The organism is Paraburkholderia sp. EG286B, from assembly GCF_040965655.1.
Lineage (GTDB): Bacteria > Pseudomonadota > Gammaproteobacteria > Burkholderiales > Burkholderiaceae > Paraburkholderia.
On sequence record NZ_JBFRCF010000273.1, the window covers coordinates 1 to 255 of the forward strand.

At 63.1% G+C, this 255-nt stretch carries 1 protein-coding gene; it reads left to right on the forward strand.

All coding sequences use genetic code 11. From position 1 onward, the window contains the following. Window positions 1-71: 71 nt before the first annotated feature. The coding region (locus AB4Y42_RS44720) for a proton-translocating transhydrogenase family protein (RefSeq protein WP_368693003.1) at window positions 72-255 on the forward strand (184 nt) is incomplete at its 3' end.

Below are 255 nucleotides of genomic sequence, written 5' to 3' on the forward strand. Positions count from 1 at the left end.
ATCGTCGCGGCCACGCTGCTGGCCCGCGACGGCCAGGTCACGCGCAAGGCATGACGAGGAGGAGACCAACAATGGAAGTCATCAACCATACCGTCATCAACCTGATCATCTTCGTGCTGGCCGTGTATGTGGGCTATCACGTGGTCTGGAACGTCACGCCCGCGCTGCATACGCCGCTCATGGCCGTGACCAATGCGATTTCCGCGATCGTGATCGTCGGCGCGATGCTCGCCACGGGCCTGACCGTGGGCGGAC